Origin of the sequence: Bacillus mycoides (assembly GCF_000832605.1) — a bacterium.
Classification (GTDB): Bacteria; Bacillota; Bacilli; order Bacillales; family Bacillaceae_G; genus Bacillus_A; species Bacillus_A mycoides.
Genome location: NZ_CP009692.1, coordinates 2,037,017 through 2,053,865, shown reverse-complemented (window position 1 = coordinate 2,053,865; position 16,849 = coordinate 2,037,017). Strand labels below are relative to the sequence as shown.

At 36.7% G+C, this 16,849-nt stretch carries 17 protein-coding genes; 1 reads left to right on the top strand and 16 read right to left on the bottom strand.

Translation table 11 applies throughout. The features are described 5' to 3' along the window. Positions 1–157: 157 nt before the first annotated feature. Complete coding sequence (locus BG05_RS12630) at positions 158–1,834, bottom strand: DAK2 domain-containing protein (RefSeq protein WP_002185060.1); 1,677 nt, start codon at positions 1,832–1,834, stop codon at positions 158–160. A 22-nt stretch (positions 1,835–1,856) separates the two neighbouring features. Beyond that, positions 1,857–2,219, bottom strand: a complete 363-nt coding sequence (locus BG05_RS12625) for an Asp23/Gls24 family envelope stress response protein (protein WP_002014507.1) — start codon at positions 2,217–2,219, stop codon at positions 1,857–1,859. 378 nt (positions 2,220–2,597) lie between these two features. On the opposite strand from BG05_RS12625, the gene rpmB reads away from it, so the two are divergent. Continuing rightward, entirely contained in the window at positions 2,598–2,786 is a 189-nt protein-coding gene (gene rpmB / locus BG05_RS12620) for a 50S ribosomal protein L28 (protein ID WP_000124776.1), read from the top strand. A 73-nt stretch (positions 2,787–2,859) separates the two neighbouring features. Here the strand turns inward: rpmB and spoVM are convergent, their stop codons facing one another. The 14 genes from spoVM to gmk form a co-directional block, all read right to left on the bottom strand. Further along, complete coding sequence (gene spoVM / locus BG05_RS12615; RefSeq protein ID WP_001213599.1) at positions 2,860–2,940, bottom strand: stage V sporulation protein SpoVM; 81 nt, start codon at positions 2,938–2,940, stop codon at positions 2,860–2,862. A 66-nt stretch (positions 2,941–3,006) separates the two neighbouring features. Further along, positions 3,007–3,687, bottom strand: a complete 681-nt coding sequence (locus tag BG05_RS12610; protein WP_002014506.1) for a thiamine diphosphokinase — start codon at positions 3,685–3,687, stop codon at positions 3,007–3,009. A gap of 100 nt (positions 3,688–3,787) precedes the next feature. After that, the gene (rpe, locus tag BG05_RS12605; RefSeq protein WP_002185059.1) at positions 3,788–4,432 is read right to left on the bottom strand and encodes a ribulose-phosphate 3-epimerase; all 645 of its coding nucleotides are present in this window, start codon (positions 4,430–4,432) and stop codon (positions 3,788–3,790) included. A 2-nt stretch (positions 4,433–4,434) separates the two neighbouring features. Continuing rightward, entirely contained in the window at positions 4,435–5,316 is an 882-nt protein-coding gene (gene rsgA / locus BG05_RS12600) for a ribosome small subunit-dependent GTPase A (RefSeq protein WP_002014503.1), read from the bottom strand. A gap of 270 nt (positions 5,317–5,586) precedes the next feature. Next, the gene (gene pknB, locus BG05_RS12595) at positions 5,587–7,560 is read right to left on the bottom strand and encodes a Stk1 family PASTA domain-containing Ser/Thr kinase (RefSeq protein WP_002014502.1); all 1,974 of its coding nucleotides are present in this window, start codon (positions 7,558–7,560) and stop codon (positions 5,587–5,589) included. 8 nt (positions 7,561–7,568) lie between these two features. Then, a complete protein-coding gene (locus BG05_RS12590; protein ID WP_002066780.1) occupies positions 7,569–8,321 on the bottom strand; it encodes a Stp1/IreP family PP2C-type Ser/Thr phosphatase in 753 nt (250 codons plus the stop codon). 4 nt (positions 8,322–8,325) lie between these two features. Further along, the gene (gene rlmN, locus BG05_RS12585; protein ID WP_002014500.1) at positions 8,326–9,414 is read right to left on the bottom strand and encodes a dual-specificity RNA methyltransferase RlmN; all 1,089 of its coding nucleotides are present in this window, start codon (positions 9,412–9,414) and stop codon (positions 8,326–8,328) included. Positions 9,415–9,418: 4 nt separating this feature from the next. Continuing rightward, positions 9,419–10,753, bottom strand: a complete 1,335-nt coding sequence (gene rsmB / locus BG05_RS12580) for a 16S rRNA (cytosine(967)-C(5))-methyltransferase RsmB (protein WP_033734211.1) — start codon at positions 10,751–10,753, stop codon at positions 9,419–9,421. Further along, the gene (fmt, locus tag BG05_RS12575) at positions 10,750–11,694 is read right to left on the bottom strand and encodes a methionyl-tRNA formyltransferase (RefSeq protein WP_002014498.1); all 945 of its coding nucleotides are present in this window, start codon (positions 11,692–11,694) and stop codon (positions 10,750–10,752) included. The genes rsmB and fmt overlap by 4 nt, the downstream gene beginning before the upstream one ends. 22 nt (positions 11,695–11,716) lie before the next feature. After that, entirely contained in the window at positions 11,717–12,187 is a 471-nt protein-coding gene (def, locus tag BG05_RS12570) for a peptide deformylase (protein WP_002014496.1), read from the bottom strand. Positions 12,188–12,198: 11 nt separating this feature from the next. Beyond that, positions 12,199–14,604 carry a primosomal protein N' gene (gene priA, locus BG05_RS12565; RefSeq protein ID WP_002128835.1) on the bottom strand — a complete coding sequence of 802 codons (2,406 nt, stop codon included), beginning with the start codon at positions 14,602–14,604 and terminating at the stop codon, positions 12,199–12,201. Continuing rightward, the gene (gene coaBC / locus BG05_RS12560; RefSeq protein ID WP_002185056.1) at positions 14,601–15,806 is read right to left on the bottom strand and encodes a bifunctional phosphopantothenoylcysteine decarboxylase/phosphopantothenate--cysteine ligase CoaBC; all 1,206 of its coding nucleotides are present in this window, start codon (positions 15,804–15,806) and stop codon (positions 14,601–14,603) included. The genes priA and coaBC overlap by 4 nt, the downstream gene beginning before the upstream one ends. A gap of 197 nt (positions 15,807–16,003) precedes the next feature. Continuing rightward, the gene (rpoZ, locus tag BG05_RS12555; protein ID WP_002014493.1) at positions 16,004–16,216 is read right to left on the bottom strand and encodes a DNA-directed RNA polymerase subunit omega; all 213 of its coding nucleotides are present in this window, start codon (positions 16,214–16,216) and stop codon (positions 16,004–16,006) included. A 2-nt stretch (positions 16,217–16,218) separates the two neighbouring features. Beyond that, positions 16,219–16,836 (bottom strand): guanylate kinase, encoded by a 618-nt coding sequence (gene gmk / locus BG05_RS12550; protein ID WP_002014492.1) that lies wholly within the window; start codon positions 16,834–16,836, stop codon positions 16,219–16,221. Positions 16,837–16,849 lie beyond the last annotated feature (13 nt).

Sequence of the window (16,849 nt, the reverse complement as noted above, 5' to 3'; positions counted from 1 at the left end):
ACAATACGTAAGAAAAGAGCCTCACTATTAGCAGCAAGGCTCTTTTCTATCATCAATATGCTAGCCTTTTGAATAAAAACTAGTAATAAACTTCATATCACTATTTCTTATCCATTAGCAAGTAAGTAACCCATTTATTTTCAAATCGAATCTTTTCTTATTCTACAGAGAAGATGAAAGAATACACCGGTTGGTTCCCTGCATGTACTTCTACTTCTGCATCTTCAAAGTTCTCTTCTACAAACGCAACTAATTTAGCCACTTCTTCATCTGTTGCATCTTCACCTTGTAGAATCGTTACGATTTCAGAATCCTCATCAATTAGCGCTTCTAGTAATTGCTTTGCAGCTCCTACTTTCTCAGCATTTGTAGATACAATTTTCCCATCTGCAATACACATGAAATCATCTTTTTGAATCGCTACACCGTCAATTTCCGTATCACGAACAGCATACGTAATCTGACCTGTTTTCACATGAGTTAAAGCTTCTTTCATGTTTTCTTCATTCTCTTCTAGCGTTCCAACTGGATTAAATGCTAACATTGCAGCCATACCTTGAGGAACTGTTTTTGAACGAATAACAATAACTTCTTGTTCTACAACTGACGCTGCTTGTTCTGCTGCCATCACGATATTCCCGTTATTTGGTAAGATGATGATTTTTTCAGCATTTGCCTCTTCAATCGCCTTCACAATATCCTCCGTACTCGGATTCATCGTTTGGCCACCTTCGATAACTTTCGTTGCACCAATGCTCTCAAATAGAGTTTTAATACCCGATCCCATAGCTACAGTTACAATACCATACGGTTGTTTCTCTATTGGCTGATTCGTTTGTTCAGGTACCATGGTAGGTTCATCTAATAAAGCAGTATGCTGTTCACGCATATTTTCTACTTTGATCTTAATTAGACTACCGTAACGTTGTCCATAGTTCATAGGATCTCCAGGATGTTCCGCATGAATATGAACCTTTACAACCTCATCATCCGATACAACAAGTAGTGAATCTCCGTACACACTAATATCTTCACGGAATTTTTGTTCAGAGAAATTATGTTCCTTCATTTTTCCAGGCTCTAATTTCACCATGAATTCCGTACAATATCCATACTTAATATCTTCTGTACTCAATTGGCTTTGTACACTACGGTGATGTTCTGCACGTACCATGTCATTCATAGATGGTTGGGCAGGCATATTAGAAGAAATCGTTTCTCCTTTTAAGTCAGCTAAAAATCCTTCATATACAACAACAAGACCTTTACCACCGCTATCTACAACGCCAACTTGTTTTAATACAGGTAATAAATCTGGCGTACGATTTAACGATGCGTTTGCTTCTTTTACAACGTCTTCCATAAACAAAACAAAGTCGCGCTGTTTTTTCGCAACTGTCACTGCATATTTACCCGTTTCTCTTGCAACCGTTAAAATCGTTCCTTCAATTGGTTTCATAACCGCTTTGTAAGCTGCCTCTACTCCAGCTTCTAAAGCTGCAGCAAAATCAACTGTCGTTAATTCTTCTTTTTGTTCAATGGATTTAGAGAAACCACGGAATAACTGAGATAAAATAACCCCAGAGTTACCACGAGCTCCCATTAATAATCCTTTGGCTAAACTTACACCGACTTTACCAGCATGCTGCGAAGGATTTGTTTTCACTTCACGTGCGCCTGAAGTCATTGATAAGTTCATGTTTGTACCGGTATCGCCATCTGGAACTGGGAATACGTTTAATGCATCAACAAGCTGAACATTATTTGTTAAATTATTGGCTCCTTGAATGATCATTTGTGATAAACGTTTTCCATCAATTTTTTGAATTGACACAGATTTTCCTCCTTAATGCACATTACAAGTTTATTACTTTAACTCCTTGTACGTAGATGTTTACAGAATCTACTGCTAGTCCTACAGTTTGATCTAATGTATATTTCACTTTAGTCTGCACGTTATGTGCTACTTCTGAAATTTTCGTACCATAGCTCACAATAATATACATATCAATATGTACTTCATCTTCATTTTTACGAACAATAACGCCTCTAGTGAAGTTTTCTTTTCGTAAAATTTCTGTTAATCCATCTTTTAACTGATTTTTTGATGCCATACCTACGATACCGTAGCAATCTACTGCGGCACCTCCAGCAATTGTTGCAATTACATCTGTACTAATATCAATTTGACCGTACTTCGTTTTAATTTCAATTGACATCTCGTTTCCCCCTTCATAAATGGTGAAAGTGAGCTAGACTACTTTAGTTACTATCATATAATCTTTTTAAAGAAAATTCCATCGTTCTTTCTTTTTCACTCTCATATTTTATGTTTTAAATTACATTTTTTTATGATGAGCAAAATAGTCCATTGTTATTATACAACATGTACCACTATAATATGTCAAGCAATTTTTCTTGATTTCACCTTTTCTTCATTGACATATAGTGTCAAGTATTTTTTCTTGATTTCTTTTTCCTACGGTGTTGCATTCTCTTTTTAGTTGTGTTAAATTATAGTAGTGTTTTTAGCATCGCATAAAAGACTAATATTGAAAAATTACGTATGTTACGGTAGTTAAGGGAGGGAAATATAAATGGCTCGTGTTTGTGCTATCACTGGAAGAAAAGCTCGTTCTGGTAACTCTCGTTCTCACGCAATGAACGCTACAAAACGTAAATGGGGCGCTAACCTTCAAAAAGTTCGCGTACGCATCGACGGAAAAGTTCAACGTGTTTACGTTTCTGCTAGAGCATTAAAATCTGGCAAAATCGAACGTGTTTAATAATAAAAAAAAGAGCCGCTAGGCTCTTTTTTTATTATACCATTGGAAAAAGCACCGGTAATAGGTGCTTTTTTTAGTCTTTTTTGAAGGTATTTAACATCGCACGAACAATTCCACCAAGAAATTTAGGTAACTTAATTGTATAAAATCTCATGGTTTCCCTCCTAATCCCCATTACTCCACTTGTTCACTATATGATGCAAGGAGCAAAATTGTTTCTTCAATCAGTGCTTCTTATCATCATTAATATGCCAGAAGTGAATGAAAAAGTACCTTTTTCCTCAACGAGTTCATTACTAATACAAAGTGTCGATCCCCACTCTATTGTTTTATTAGTAAGGGGATACTTAAAACCGTGAAGTGTAATACCTTCTACCCTTTCAGTAACTGGTACAAATGATACGTATGGAAAATGTTCGTTTCCTTCAATTATATACATACCAAACTTTTTCACCATTATTTCATTTTTATTGTCCACAATACACATTTCTATATTTACTTCTAATCCCTTTAAAAGCATCTGAATATTTGCTAAACCATGATCAAGTCTTCCACCAGTAGCACCAAAAATACGAATTAATTTTGGTTTCTGTTCTAAAGCCCAGCTAATTGCAATTTCTAAATCTGTTTGATCTTTTTCTCGCGGGACGATATGTAATTCATTTGTTTGTTGCCTCATCCATGCTAATTCCTCATCAGTAACTGAATCATAATCCCCAAAAGCAACAGCCGGAGTGATTCCTCTTTTCAACAAACGGTACACTCCTCTATCAACGGCCGCCCAAACTACTTCTTCATTTTCATACCGCGAAAAATCTGCGCAGTATTCTGCAGGTCCTCCCGCTAAAATATGAATAATCATTTTTCCTTCCCCTTCTATTGTAAAAAGGCAATCTGCCATTCGGTAGATTGCCTTTCTCCTTATTTGCCACTCTAACATGTATAAATAGTGAAGTCTTAATGAACTAGAAGCTTCACTAGGATAAAGGTTCGTTCATTCTTTATCCGCGAATTACACGAATTGCTTCACCGCGGTCTTTTTGATTGTATACTGCTGATCCCGCTACAAGAACATTCGCTCCTGCTTCAATACAAAGTCTTGCCGTTTCAGCGTTGACACCACCATCAACTTCAATTTCCACTTCTAGATTTCGCTCTTTAACCATTTCTGCAATTTGTTTGATTTTCGGTAATACAGAATGAATAAACTTCTGCCCGCCAAATCCAGGATTTACTGTCATAAGTAATACCATGTCTATATCTTCTAATACATGCTCAATCGTTGAAACTGGAGTATGCGGATTTAATACAACCCCTGCTTTAATGTCATGAGATTTAATTAACTGAATTGTACGATGTAAATGAGGACACGCTTCTACATGAACAGTAATAATATCCGCTCCCGCTTTTGCGAAAGTTGGGATATAGTTATCAGGATTTTCAATCATTAAATGTACATCTAACGGTAATGATGTAATCGGACGGATTGCTTCTACAATTAATGGTCCAATCGTAATATTTGGTACGAAATGCCCATCCATTACATCGACGTGAATGTAGTCAGCTCCGCCTTTTTCTACATCTTTAATCTCTTCCCCTAATCTTGAAAAATCTGCTGATAAAATCGATGGTGCAATTTTAATCATGACTAATACCTCGGCTTTCTCTCTCTAATTTCTTCTACGAATTGTTTGTAATTCTTATAACGATATTCGGTAATCTTTCCTTCTTCAACCGCAGCTTTCACCGCACATTTCGGTTCAGCAAGGTGTGTACACCCTCTAAATTTACAGTATTGGCTCGCTTCTTTCAACTCTGGAAAACAATATGTAAGATCTTCTACCTCTATATCTATGAAATCAAGCGAACTAAAACCAGGTGTATCCGCAACAAGTCCGCTTCCAACTGTAATTAATTCTACGTGTCTTGTCGTATGCTTTCCACGTCCTAAATGTGAAGAAATATCATTAGTTTTCAATTCTAAATCTGGACGTAATACGTTTAGCATTGAAGATTTCCCAACACCAGATTGGCCTGCAACGACGGAAATACAACCTTCTAAGAATGGTTTCAGAATATCAATACTTTCCGATGTATTTATAGAAGTAAACAACACATCATAACCCATTTCACGATAATCATTTGCATAAGATTCAACAGTTTCTCTCATTTTTTCATCTACTAAATCCATCTTACTAATACAAATAATCGGTTTAATGTTATGATATTCAATTAATACTAAAAATCGATCTAACAGTCCTGGATTAAAATCTGGTTCTACCGCAGAGAAAACAAGAATAGCTTGATCAACATTAGCAATAGGAGGTCTAACAAGTTCATTTTTCCGATCAAATACTTCTAACACATAACCTTCATTCGGATTATCCGCTTGAAAAACAACTTGGTCTCCTACAAGTGGCGTAATTTTATTCTTTCTAAATACACCACGCCCACGACATTGTGTAATCCCTTCCTCATTCTGCACATAATAAAACCCACTTAGAGCTTTTACAATTTTTCCTTCTGGCATATAATTCTCCTTTATTTTGTATAAAATGAAACTGCAATTAAATATGAATAGACTAGCGTTCTTTAAACAATTAGTTCAAAGCCCACCAAATATATATCCAGGTTCATATATTTAATCTACCATCAAATTTGAAATATTATTTACAACAGTATCACTTTTACAGCTTTTTGAATCATATATTTTTGCCTGTTATACAGTCCACGATGTAGACAGCATAACAGGCAAGAGTAATAAATTCCATCTTCTATATAAGGACGATGGAATTCACTATTATTGAGCTGGATATGGTACTTCCTTGTCCATAATCGTTACTCCATCTCGGACAATTTTATAGTGTCCCTTTGCACCTTCTTGAATTACAAATTCTAAAGAAATAATCGCTGACTCAGTAATTGTTCTCGTTTCAACTGGTTTATCCATTTTTTGCTGCATATCTTCTTTATAAATTTCTATTGTTTGCGGCTTTTTCTCACCTGTTGCAGAAGCTTCATATGGGATAGAAATGTTATCCACTTTTACCGTTTTCGTCACTTTAGGCTTCGGACCATCGGAGATAACAATCGATACTTTATCTCCTTCTTTTAAAGGTGTCCCAGGCTTTGGTAACTGTGAAATAACAAGACCTTTATCAACCGTATCTGAATACTCTCTTTTTATATCAGAAACAAGCTTTCTTTCATTTAAATAACCTTTTACACTATTTTCAGTCCATCCTGAAAAATCACCTGGTCTTATTTGATAAGGTCCTTTACTTACCCAAATTTTCAGTTCTTGTTCTGTCTCTATAACCATTTGATCAGGCGTTGGTATTTGCTCTACAATTTCACCTTTCGGCTTATCATTTTCAATATAATTTATTGTAACTTGTTTATATTCTTCTTCTAACTCAGCTCTTATACTCTCGAAATCTTTTCCTGTCAAATCACGCATCTTACTTTTCTTTTTCCCACCTGATTGATAGATAGTAATTTTAGAGTTTTCTTTCACTACTCTTCCTGCTATAGGATCTGTTTTTATCACTTTTCCGGCTTCAACATCATCTGTATATACAAGATTAGGTTCAGTAACTTCAAAACCTTTTTCAACTAATGTATTTACAGCTGTCGTATATTTCATACCAGCCACATCAGGAACCTTCACATCTTTCGGAATAAAGAAGCCTGGAATAACAGTAAGTGCTAATGTTATCCCTATCGCTAAAAGTAAAAATGTTGTAATTAAAACTTTCAGCCATTTATTATTTCGCTTTTTCTTCTTACCTGATTTGGTCTCTTCTTTTCTTACTTGTTCATCCACTTTACTTCCTTTTAATACAATCGTTTCATCACTTACATTTTGAAATAGTTGTTCTTGTTGAATAATTGGAATCGCTTTCGTTGCTTCCATATCTTCTGGTATGTAAAATGGTTGTTCATTTATTCGTTCTGGGTATAGTGCTGTTTCAATATCTCGTTTCATCGCGTTAGCAGATTGATATCGATGGAACGGATCTTTCGCAGTTGCCTTTAATATAATATTTTCAACACTTTGTGGAATATTGTCATTCCATCTTTTTGGAGATGGCATTTCATTTTGTAAATGTTTTAACGCAATTGCAACAGCAGATTCACCAGAAAACGGTTGTCTTCCTGTTAACAATTCAAACATAACAATCCCAAGTGAATAAATATCTGATTGTTTATTCGCTATACCGCCGCGCGCTTGTTCTGGTGATAAATAATGCACCGAACCGAGCACCGAATTTGTATGTGTAATTGTTGCTGCACTTGTAGCTGTCGCAATTCCAAAGTCTGTTACTTTGACCACTCCGTCATCTCGAATCAAAATATTGTGCGGTTTAATATCACGATGTACAATCTCAAAATGATGGGCGTGTGCCATAGCGGACGTTAACTGCTCCATTATATCAAGAGCCTCTCCTATCGGTAACATCCCTCGATCAATTATGTATTGCTTCAATGTTCGTCCAGGTACATATTCCATTACAAGATAATATATATCATCCTCTTCCCCAACATCATACATATTCACAATATTTGGATGCGACAACGTTGTAACAGATTGCGCTTCTCGATGGAAACGTTTAATAAACTCTTCATTATTTGAATAGTCGAGTCTTAATATTTTTACCGCTACATCTCGGCCGAGTATATCATCATGAGCTAAATATACATTGGCCATTCCTCCACCGCCAATCATTTTCAGCAGCTTATAACGGTCATTTAAGCGTTTTCCAATCAGCACGTTGCACTTCACCTACTTTCGTTTGTCGAATCCGTATAATCAATAATAACGAGGGTAATATTATCTTCTCCACCACGATCATTTGCTAATTGAATGAGATGCTCTCCCTTCGCCTCGAGCTGTTCATTCAATTGTAAAATTTGTTGCATATCAGCAATAGAAACTTTGTTAGACAATCCATCCGAGCAAAGAAGTAATTGATCATCTTCTTCAAGCACCAATGTTTTAACATCTAATCCAACTGTTTCTTCATTTCCTAATGCTCTTAACAAAACATTCTTTTTCGGGTGATATTCTGCATCTTCCTTTGAAATTTCGCCATGTCTTACAAGTTCATTTACAAGCGAATGATCTTCCGTTACAAGCGTCATTTTCCCCTCTGATACCATATAACAACGACTATCTCCTATATGACCTATCGTCACAAAATTCGATGTACAAATGGCTATTATAAGTGTTGTTCCCATGCCATTACATTCTGCATGCTGCTGAGAGTAAGCATATATGCGCTCATTAATAATTCCAACGTTAGTATGTAACCACTTTTCTACCTTTTTAGGCTCATTCATATTATGCGTTTGCTTCCAATAATCATGGAATAATTGAATAGCCATCGAGCTAGCTACATCGCCAGCTCGATGACCTCCCATTCCATCTGCTACTACCGCTAAAATATTTCCATCTAAATTGCGAAAAACTCCTGCACTATCTTCATTATGTTGACGAACTTTTCCTTTATCCGATAGAAACACGGCTTTCATCTAGTCACCTCGTCTCTTCTTTGCGCTCCTTTGCACGCAACTGACCGCAGGCTGCATCAATATCATGACCTTGTTCACGGCGAATGGTTACATTCACTCCACGATCTTTTAGCGTCTTTTCAAATAAGAAAATTTGCTCTCGTGGCGTACGTACATAATCACGTTCTGGCACGTAGTTTACCGGAATTAAGTTTACATGACATTTTACACCTTTTAAGAGCGCAGCAAGTTCTTCAGCGTGCTCAACTTGGTCATTTTCTCCTCCAAATAAGCCATATTCAAATGTAATACGACGCCCTGTTCTATTTACATAGTATTTAACAGCTTCCATTAAATCAGGTAGCTTATAAGCACGGTTGATCGGCATTAATTTTGAACGTATCTCTGTATTTGCAGCATGCAATGAAATCGCAAAATTAATTTGCATATCTTCTTCAGCGAACTTATAAATTTTTGGAACAATTCCACTTGTTGAAACTGTCATATGTCTTGCACCAATATGAATTCCTTTTTCATGATTTACAATGCGTAAGAATGACATTAAGTTATCATAATTATCAAATGGCTCTCCAATTCCCATAACAACAAGAGAACTTACACGTTCTTCTGTTTCATCAAGCGCACGCTGAACTTCTACTACTTGCGCTACAATTTCTCCAGCCTCTAAGTTTCGTTTTAACCCACCAAGTGTAGAAGCACAGAACGTACAGCCAATGCGGCAACCCACCTGTGTTGTTACACAAATGGAATTTCCATATTCATGTCGCATTAGTACAGTTTCAATAGAGTATCCATCGTATAACTGGAATAGGAATTTAATCGTTCCATCCGAAGACGTTTGTTTTACTAAAGTGTTTAAAGTAGTAATATCAAAGGAATTCGACAATTTATCGCGCAATCCTTTAGCAAGGTTTGACATATCCTCATAATTTTTTACACGTTTTTTATATAGCCAATCAAAAATTTGTCCTGCACGGAACTTAGGTTCTCCTTGTTCCTTTAACCAATCTTGCATTTCATGAAGTTGTAAAGAATAAATTGATGGTTTCTTTGTTTCTAGATTTTTCTTTTGTTTTTTTACAGTCGTTTCCATGATGCTACACCTTCTTTCTTAAACAAGCAATATAAAAGCCATCTGTTGCAAAATAATGCGGTAAAATTCGTACTTGACCTTCATCAATATACGGATTTAACTTTTCTGGCATGCGATCTTTTATCGTAGTATCCCATTCAAATTCAGGATGCTCTTGTAAAAATTGCTTTATTACTTGTTCATTTTCTATTTTTTCAATTGTGCACGTACTATAAACAAGGCGACCACCTTGTTTTAACAATGGTGCTATTTTTTCTAGTATCGCAAGTTGAATCGTTGATAACCTTTCACTATCGCCCTTATCTTTACCTAACTTAATATCAGGTTTACGTCTAATAACACCAGATCCAGAACATGGTGCATCTACTAATATTTTGTCAAAAGATTCATTTGCAAAATGCTCTTGAACTTTTCTAGCATCTAAAGCCATCGTTTCTACATTTTCTAAACCAAGTCTCTTCGCCTGTTGTTCAATTAAACGTACTTTATGTGCGTGTAAATCAAGCGACATTACCTTACCAGTTCCGTCCAAACGCTCTGCAATATGAGTTGTTTTTCCGCCAGGAGCAGCACAACTATCTAGAACTGTATCTCCTTTATTCGGTTCTAAAGCACGTGCTACAAGCATTGAGCTTTCATCTTGAATAGAAAGGAAACCTTTTTTGAACGCTTCTGTATGTGCGACATTTCCTCTTTCAATTTGAATTGCATCCTCTGACAATTCACCACGTTTTGCTTCTATACCCTCATCAGCTAATAACGCAACCGCTTCTTCTACCGTTACTTTATCAACATTTACACGTGCTGTTGGTACAGGTGGCAACATATTTACTTCACACATTTTCTCTGCTGTCTCTAAACCATATTCGGATGCCCATTCTTGTACAAGCCACATTGGATGACTCGTTGCAATCGCAAGACGTTCTACTGGATTTTCGATTTCTTCTAACGAAGGTACACCTTCTCGCTGAATTGAACGCAATACTCCGTTCACCATGCCTGAAATCCCTTTATGCCCACGACGCTTTGCAATCTCAACTGCTTCATGAATAGCCGCTCTTTCTGGAACTCGGTCTAAATATAGCATTTGATATAGAGATAGGCGAAGCAACACTCTTACCCACGCTTCAACCTTTTTTCTTAAAAATGGTTGTAAATAATAATCTAGTGTGTCACGACGTTGAATTGTTCCATATACCATTTCAGTTAATAAACCAATATCTTTTCTGTCAATTGTATTTTTTTCAATCAAATTATTTAAAAGTAAGTTGCTATATGCACCACTTTTTTCTACTTGAATTAAGCCATCCAGAGCTAACTCACGAACATTTTGTCTCATGCATTTTCTCCTAACTTCGTACCAATTTCAGGTTTTGTTCCACGTAAAAATTGTGAACAACTCATACGCTTTTTACCAGATGGTTGCAATTCAGTGATTTTAACGCCTGTCTCGTTCCCTGTTGCAACAACAAATCCATCTTCTTCAAGAGCTACTATTGTACCTGGTTCAGCTTTCTCTGTAATAGAGACCTTCTCTCCCCACCATACTTTAATAACTTGTCCTGCCAAAGTCGTATAAGCAACTGGCCATGGATTCAATCCGCGAATGTGATTGTATACTTCTTCACCTGTTTTTGTCCAATCAATTATCTCTTGCTCACGTTTTATATTATATGCAAACGTCACTTCAGCTTCACTTTGTTTAATTGGTTCTAGTTTACCCTGAATTAGTAAAGGAACCGTTTTAGATAAAAGGTGTGCTCCTGCTTCGCTTAACTTATCAAATAATGAACCTGTTGTTTCACGCTCTTCAATTTCTACTTCTACTTGCGTTAATATATCGCCCGCATCTAATTTTTCTACCATATACATAATTGTAATACCTGTTTTCTCTTTACCTTCCATGATCGCATAATGAATTGGTGCACCACCGCGAAGTTCTGGAAGTAATGATGCGTGGACATTAATACATCCATACTTTGGCGCTTCTAAAATTTCATTCGGTACGATTTGTCCAAATGCTGCTGTTACAATTAAGTCTGGCTCTAGTGCTAATACTTTTTCATATTCGTCTTTTTCACGAATTTTTAACGGCTGTACTACTGGAATACCATGTTTCTCCGCTTCTACTTTAACAGGAGTAGGTGTTAAAACCTTTTTTCTACCAACTGGACGATCAGGTTGCGTTACAACACCAACTACGTCATATCCGTCCTCGATAAGACGACGAAGCACCGGCACAGAAAAGTCCGGTGTCCCCATAAATACTACTTTCATCATTCAAAAACCGCTCCTTTTAAACCTATTCTAATTCGCCTGCTTCATAATACCTTTTCACTTTAGATGTAAATAAAACACCGTGTAAATGATCGATTTCATGCTGAATTGCACGCGCTAAGAAGTCATCCGCTTCTAATAAAAATATTTTACCGCGACGATTTTGTGCACGTACTTTAATGTAATCTGCACGCTCCACTTCACCATAAAGTCCCGGAAAGCTTAAGCAGCCTTCGGGACCTACTTGTTCACCACGTTTTTCTAAAATAACAGGATTAATTAATTCAATTTTACCCGTATCATCACCTATATCAACAACAGCAACTTGTAAGCTTACACCCACTTGTGGCGCAGCTAAACCAACTCCGTCTGCAATTAACATTGTTTCATGCATATCTTTTAACAATTTCACTAACTTTTTATCAAAGTTAATTACTCTTTCGCATGGTGTTTCTAACACTTCATTTGGATGCTTTACAATTTCTAAAACTGCCATATTTCCCTCCGCTACATTAACATTGTTGGATTAAAATCAATTGAGATTTGTAGCTCTTTTTGCATTTCTGCTTGATAATGTTCATTTACCATTTTGAGCACGTTCTTTAAGTTTGGTTCCCGTTTGTATTTTATCATGCATTGGTAACGATATCTATCTTTTATCCTTGGAATTGCTGAAGCAACCGGCCCTAACACCATCGTTTGCCTTGAACAATGCGTTCGTAAATGACCGACAATTTTTTCCGTCACTTGGACTGCCTTTAATAACTCCGGATGAGATACAGTTACAAGTACAACGTAGTAATATGGCGGATATTGTCTCATTTGCCTCATTTGCATTTCGTGCTCATAAAATACATCATATTGTTGATTCTTTGCTAATTCTACACTGTAATGTTCCGGCGTATACGTTTGAATTACAACTTCACCTGGCAATTCATGTCTTCCTGCACGTCCACTCACTTGTGTCAATAGCTGATACGTCTTTTCACTCGCCCGAAAATCAGGTAGATGAAGCATCGTATCCGCCGTTAAAACGCCAACAAGCGTCACCTTCGGAAAATCAAGCCCTTTTGCAATCATTTGTGTTCCAAGTAATATATCTGCTTTCTCTTCACCAAACGCCTTTAATAATTTTTCATGCATTCCTTTACGGCTTGTTGTATCCACATCCATTCGAATGACCCGCGCCTCAGGGAATAGTTTTGTGATTTCTTCTTCAACCTTTTGCGTCCCTGTACCAAAGAAACGAATATACGTACTATTACAAGCAGGACACTCCGTTGGCATATTTTCCTCATGACTACAATAATGACACTTTAAACGATGGTTCATTTTGTGATATGTCAACGAAATATCACAATGCGGACATTGTACGACATACCCACAATCACGACACATCACAAACGTAGAATGACCCCTTCTATTTAAAAAGAGAACCATTTGTTCTTTTTTTTCTAATCGATCTGCTATTTTTTCATGCAGTGCCTTTGAAAACATTGAGCGATTTCCATCACGAAGCTCTTCACGCATATCAACAATTTCTACAGTCGGCAAAGCTTGTTTGTTCATACGTTTTTCCATTGTAAGCAACCCATAGACACCTTTTTTCGCTCTAGCAAACGATTCAAGTGTCGGCGTTGCACTTCCGAGAACGATTGGACACTTATGGTATTGTCCTCTCCACACTGCTACATCTCTTGCATGATACTTTGGGTTATCCTCTTGCTTATAACTTGATTCATGCTCTTCATCAATAATAATGATTCCTAAATTTTCGAATGGAGCAAAAATAGCTGAACGCGCACCAACTACAACTTTCACTTCTTTTCTTAATATCTTTCGCCATTCATCATATTTCTCGCCAACAGAAAGCGCACTGTGAAGAACTGCAACTTGCGAACCGAACCTACCTTTAAAGCGATCTACCATCTGGGGCGTTAGCGCAATTTCAGGAACAAGCACAATTGCTTCTTTTCCTTTCTCGAGCACCGCTGCTATAGATTGTAAATACACTTCAGTCTTACCACTTCCTGTAACACCATATAATAAAAATGGATTGTAAGTTTCATTTGTAATTGATGACAAAATCGGTGTAATTACTTGTTTTTGTTCCTCAGTAAGCGGAAATGGTTTCGTTTGTTCAAAATCATCATCGTCATACGGACTCCGGTATACCTCTACATACTTTTCTGAGATTAGACCCTTTTTAACAAGTGCTTTTATTGGAGCATCTGTTATTTGTAATTCTTCTGTTAAATTTTTTAACGGTACACTTTTGTAGTTTTCTACAAAATAATAGAGTACATCTTGTTGTTTTTTACTTTTCAGTTCAAATGCTGCTAATTCCAATTTATCTGCCGGCAACTCCGGTTGAACTACTCTTTGTTTCTTCTTCTGCACTTTATCCTTTACTTGATAAACCACTTCAGTCGTACCATTTTTAATTTCTTGTTGAATAGTGCGATATAGGTGCGGCTGTGCTTCGATAACTTCCCAATCTATCGTTTCCTTCCCTTGAAATAAAGAAAGAATTTCTGGTGCTACTTCTTCTCGGTTACGAAGTTGCAGACGCTTTTTATATGTTGCTTTAATCGCCGTCGGAAGCATCACCTGAAAAGCTGAAATCATATAACATAACGTTTCACTTGTAAGCCAATACCCAAGTTTTAATAATTCATCATTTAAAACCGGAGTGACATCTAATATTTCATACAACGCTTTTAACTTTTTACTTTCTAGTTCAACCGAATCCTTTATGCCAATAATAAAACCTTGCAATTTCCTCGGACCGAATGGGACTACTACACGCATTCCTGTTTGCACGATATCTTCCCATTTTTTAGGGATAATATAATCAAACGGTCGATCTGTTTGACGTGCAGGTACATCAACAATTACACTTGCAAACTTCATACATAATCATCTTCTAACATCATTTCTATTTGCTTTAATATTTCACGAGCCACTTCTTTCTTCGTTAAAAGTGGCAGCTCAATGATTTCTCCATCTTTTCTATACATTGTCACAATATTTGTATCCGTACCAAACCCAGCTCCTTGCGCTTTCACGTCATTCGCAACAATCATATTTGCATTTTTCTCACGTAATTTTCTCGTTGCGTATTCCTCTATGTTTGTCGTTTCAGCTGCGAAACCGATAAGTAACTGTCGGTCCTTCTTCTCACCTAACGTTTTTAAAATATCCACTGTTCTTTCTAATTCAATTACAGCATCGCCATTTTTCTTTTTCATTTTATTATCATGAACATATTTCGGACGGTAATCTGCAACGGCTGCTGTTTTGATGACAACATCCACACTCTGATAATACTGAAGGACTGCCTCTAACATATCTTGTGCAGATTCCACTTGTATTGTTGTGACATGTAATGGTGACTCTAATGCTGTCGGTCCTGACACAAGTATGACATCAGCACCTAAGCCTGCTGCAACTTCTGCGATCGCATACCCCATCTTTCCAGAAGAAAAATTCGTCATAAAACGAACCGGATCAATCTTTTCACGTGTCGGTCCAGCTGTTATTAATATTCGTTTTCCTTGCAATGGTTGTTGTTCCGAGAAAGCCTCTTCTAATCGTCCAATAATTGCTTCAGGTTCTTCCAGTCTTCCTTTTGCTACATAACCACATGCTAAAAAACCTTCCCCAGGCTCAATAAATGTATATCCTAATGTTTTTAACGTCATCATGTTTTTTTGAACAATTTTATTTTCATACATATGCACATTCATAGCAGGTGCAATCCACACTGGAGCTGTAGTAGCTAACAAAGTAGTTGTAATCATATCATCAGCAATACCGCCAGCTAACTTTCCAATGCAATTAGCTGTAGCAGGTGCAACAAGTACAACATCTGCCCAATCCGCTAAATCAATATGAGCAATAACAGCGGAGTCTCTCTCATCAAACGTATCCGTATATACATCATGGCGAGAAAGTGCTTGAAATGTAAGAGGCGTAACAAACTTCATTGCCGACTCACTCATCATTACTTTTACAAGAGCGCCAGCTTGTGTCAATTTACTTGTTAACGCAGCCGCTTTAAAAACTGCAATGCCTCCTGTTACACATAGAAGTATCTTTTTCCCTTTTAGCATATGACTCGTCCTCTTTCTTTTTCAAACTTATTCTACTGAAATAGAATTTCCAGCTCGTCAGTACCAGTATTTCGTTCCGTCTTTTTCGATTCCTTTTCATCCCTATCGTAAAAAAATAACAACCTACTTGTAAATAGGTTGTTACCGTTACATAGAAAATTATAAAGTCTATGTTTTAATTTGTCGAAAAGAATGTCTTAATCAATTATTGTGTCATCGCTTGGTACATATTTTAATACTTCTAAATCGATTTCTTCTAATGCTTTACCTACACATTTATAAGAAACAGGCTTTTCAATAACACAATTGTCAGCAATTTGCATTTCACGTGCACGCTTTGCAGCTACTGTTACAAGTGTATATTTAGAATCGATTTTTGTTAATAATGAGTCAATTGATGGATTTAACATAATTATAGACCCTCCGTCATTTCTTTATAGTATTTTGCCACTCTTTCGCGGCGGCAATGTTCACCAACCACAATTGCTTTAATTCGGTCGCAAGCTAATTCAACTTGATCGTTTTCTACAACATAGTCATAAGCGTCCATCATTTCGATTTCTTCTTTCGCTACAGTTAAACGATTTTCAATAACATCTTCAGTTTCTGTACCACGGCCGACAATTCGGTTCTTTAGTTCAGATAAACTTGGAGGTGCTAAGAAAATAAATACACCTGCTGGGAAGGCTTTCTTAACTTGAATTGCTCCTTGCACTTCAATTTCTAAGAACACATCTTTTCCTTCTTGTAACGTTTTTTCAACATAATCAATCGGTGTTCCGTAATAATTACCAACGAACTCAGCCCATTCAAGTAACTTTTCATTACGAATCATTTCTTCAAATTCTTCTCTCTCTTTAAAGAAATAATCCACACCATCTACTTCACCTTCACGCGGTTTACGTGTCGTTACTGAAATAGAGTACTGAAAACGTGTGTCTTCATGGCTAAACAGCTCTTTTCGAACCGTTCCTTTCCCGACACCAGAAGGTCCCGAAAGAACGATGAGCAATCCTCTTCTACTTCTCATAAATATGTAAAAC

Coding starts and splice junctions, on each gene's coding strand:
- def (WP_002014496.1), bottom strand. CDS start 12,187: ATGGCAGTTTTAGAAATTGTAAAGCATCCAAATGAAGTGTTAGAAACA.
- BG05_RS12610 (WP_002014506.1), bottom strand. CDS start 3,687: ATGGCAGATTGCCTTTTTACAATAGAAGGGGAAGGAAAAATGATTATT.
- rsgA (WP_002014503.1), bottom strand. CDS start 5,316: ATGCCAGAAGGAAAAATTGTAAAAGCTCTAAGTGGGTTTTATTATGTG.
- rsmB (WP_033734211.1), bottom strand. CDS start 10,753: ATGAGACAAAATGTTCGTGAGTTAGCTCTGGATGGCTTAATTCAAGTA.
- fmt (WP_002014498.1), bottom strand. CDS start 11,694: ATGATGAAAGTAGTATTTATGGGGACACCGGACTTTTCTGTGCCGGTG.
- BG05_RS12590 (WP_002066780.1), bottom strand. CDS start 8,321: ATGAAAGCCGTGTTTCTATCGGATAAAGGAAAAGTTCGTCAACATAAT.
- rpoZ (WP_002014493.1), bottom strand. CDS start 16,216: ATGTTAAATCCATCAATTGACTCATTATTAACAAAAATCGATTCTAAA.
- priA (WP_002128835.1), bottom strand. CDS start 14,604: ATGAAGTTTGCAAGTGTAATTGTTGATGTACCTGCACGTCAAACAGAT.
- BG05_RS12625 (WP_002014507.1), bottom strand. CDS start 2,219: ATGTCAATTGAAATTAAAACGAAGTACGGTCAAATTGATATTAGTACA.
- rpe (WP_002185059.1), bottom strand. CDS start 4,432: ATGATTAAAATTGCACCATCGATTTTATCAGCAGATTTTTCAAGATTA.
- gmk (WP_002014492.1), bottom strand. CDS start 16,836: ATGAGAAGTAGAAGAGGATTGCTCATCGTTCTTTCGGGACCTTCTGGT.
- rpmB (WP_000124776.1), top strand. CDS start 2,598: ATGGCTCGTGTTTGTGCTATCACTGGAAGAAAAGCTCGTTCTGGTAAC.
- spoVM (WP_001213599.1), bottom strand. CDS start 2,940: ATGAGATTTTATACAATTAAGTTACCTAAATTTCTTGGTGGAATTGTT.
- coaBC (WP_002185056.1), bottom strand. CDS start 15,806: ATGCTAAAAGGGAAAAAGATACTTCTATGTGTAACAGGAGGCATTGCA.
- rlmN (WP_002014500.1), bottom strand. CDS start 9,414: ATGGAAACGACTGTAAAAAAACAAAAGAAAAATCTAGAAACAAAGAAA.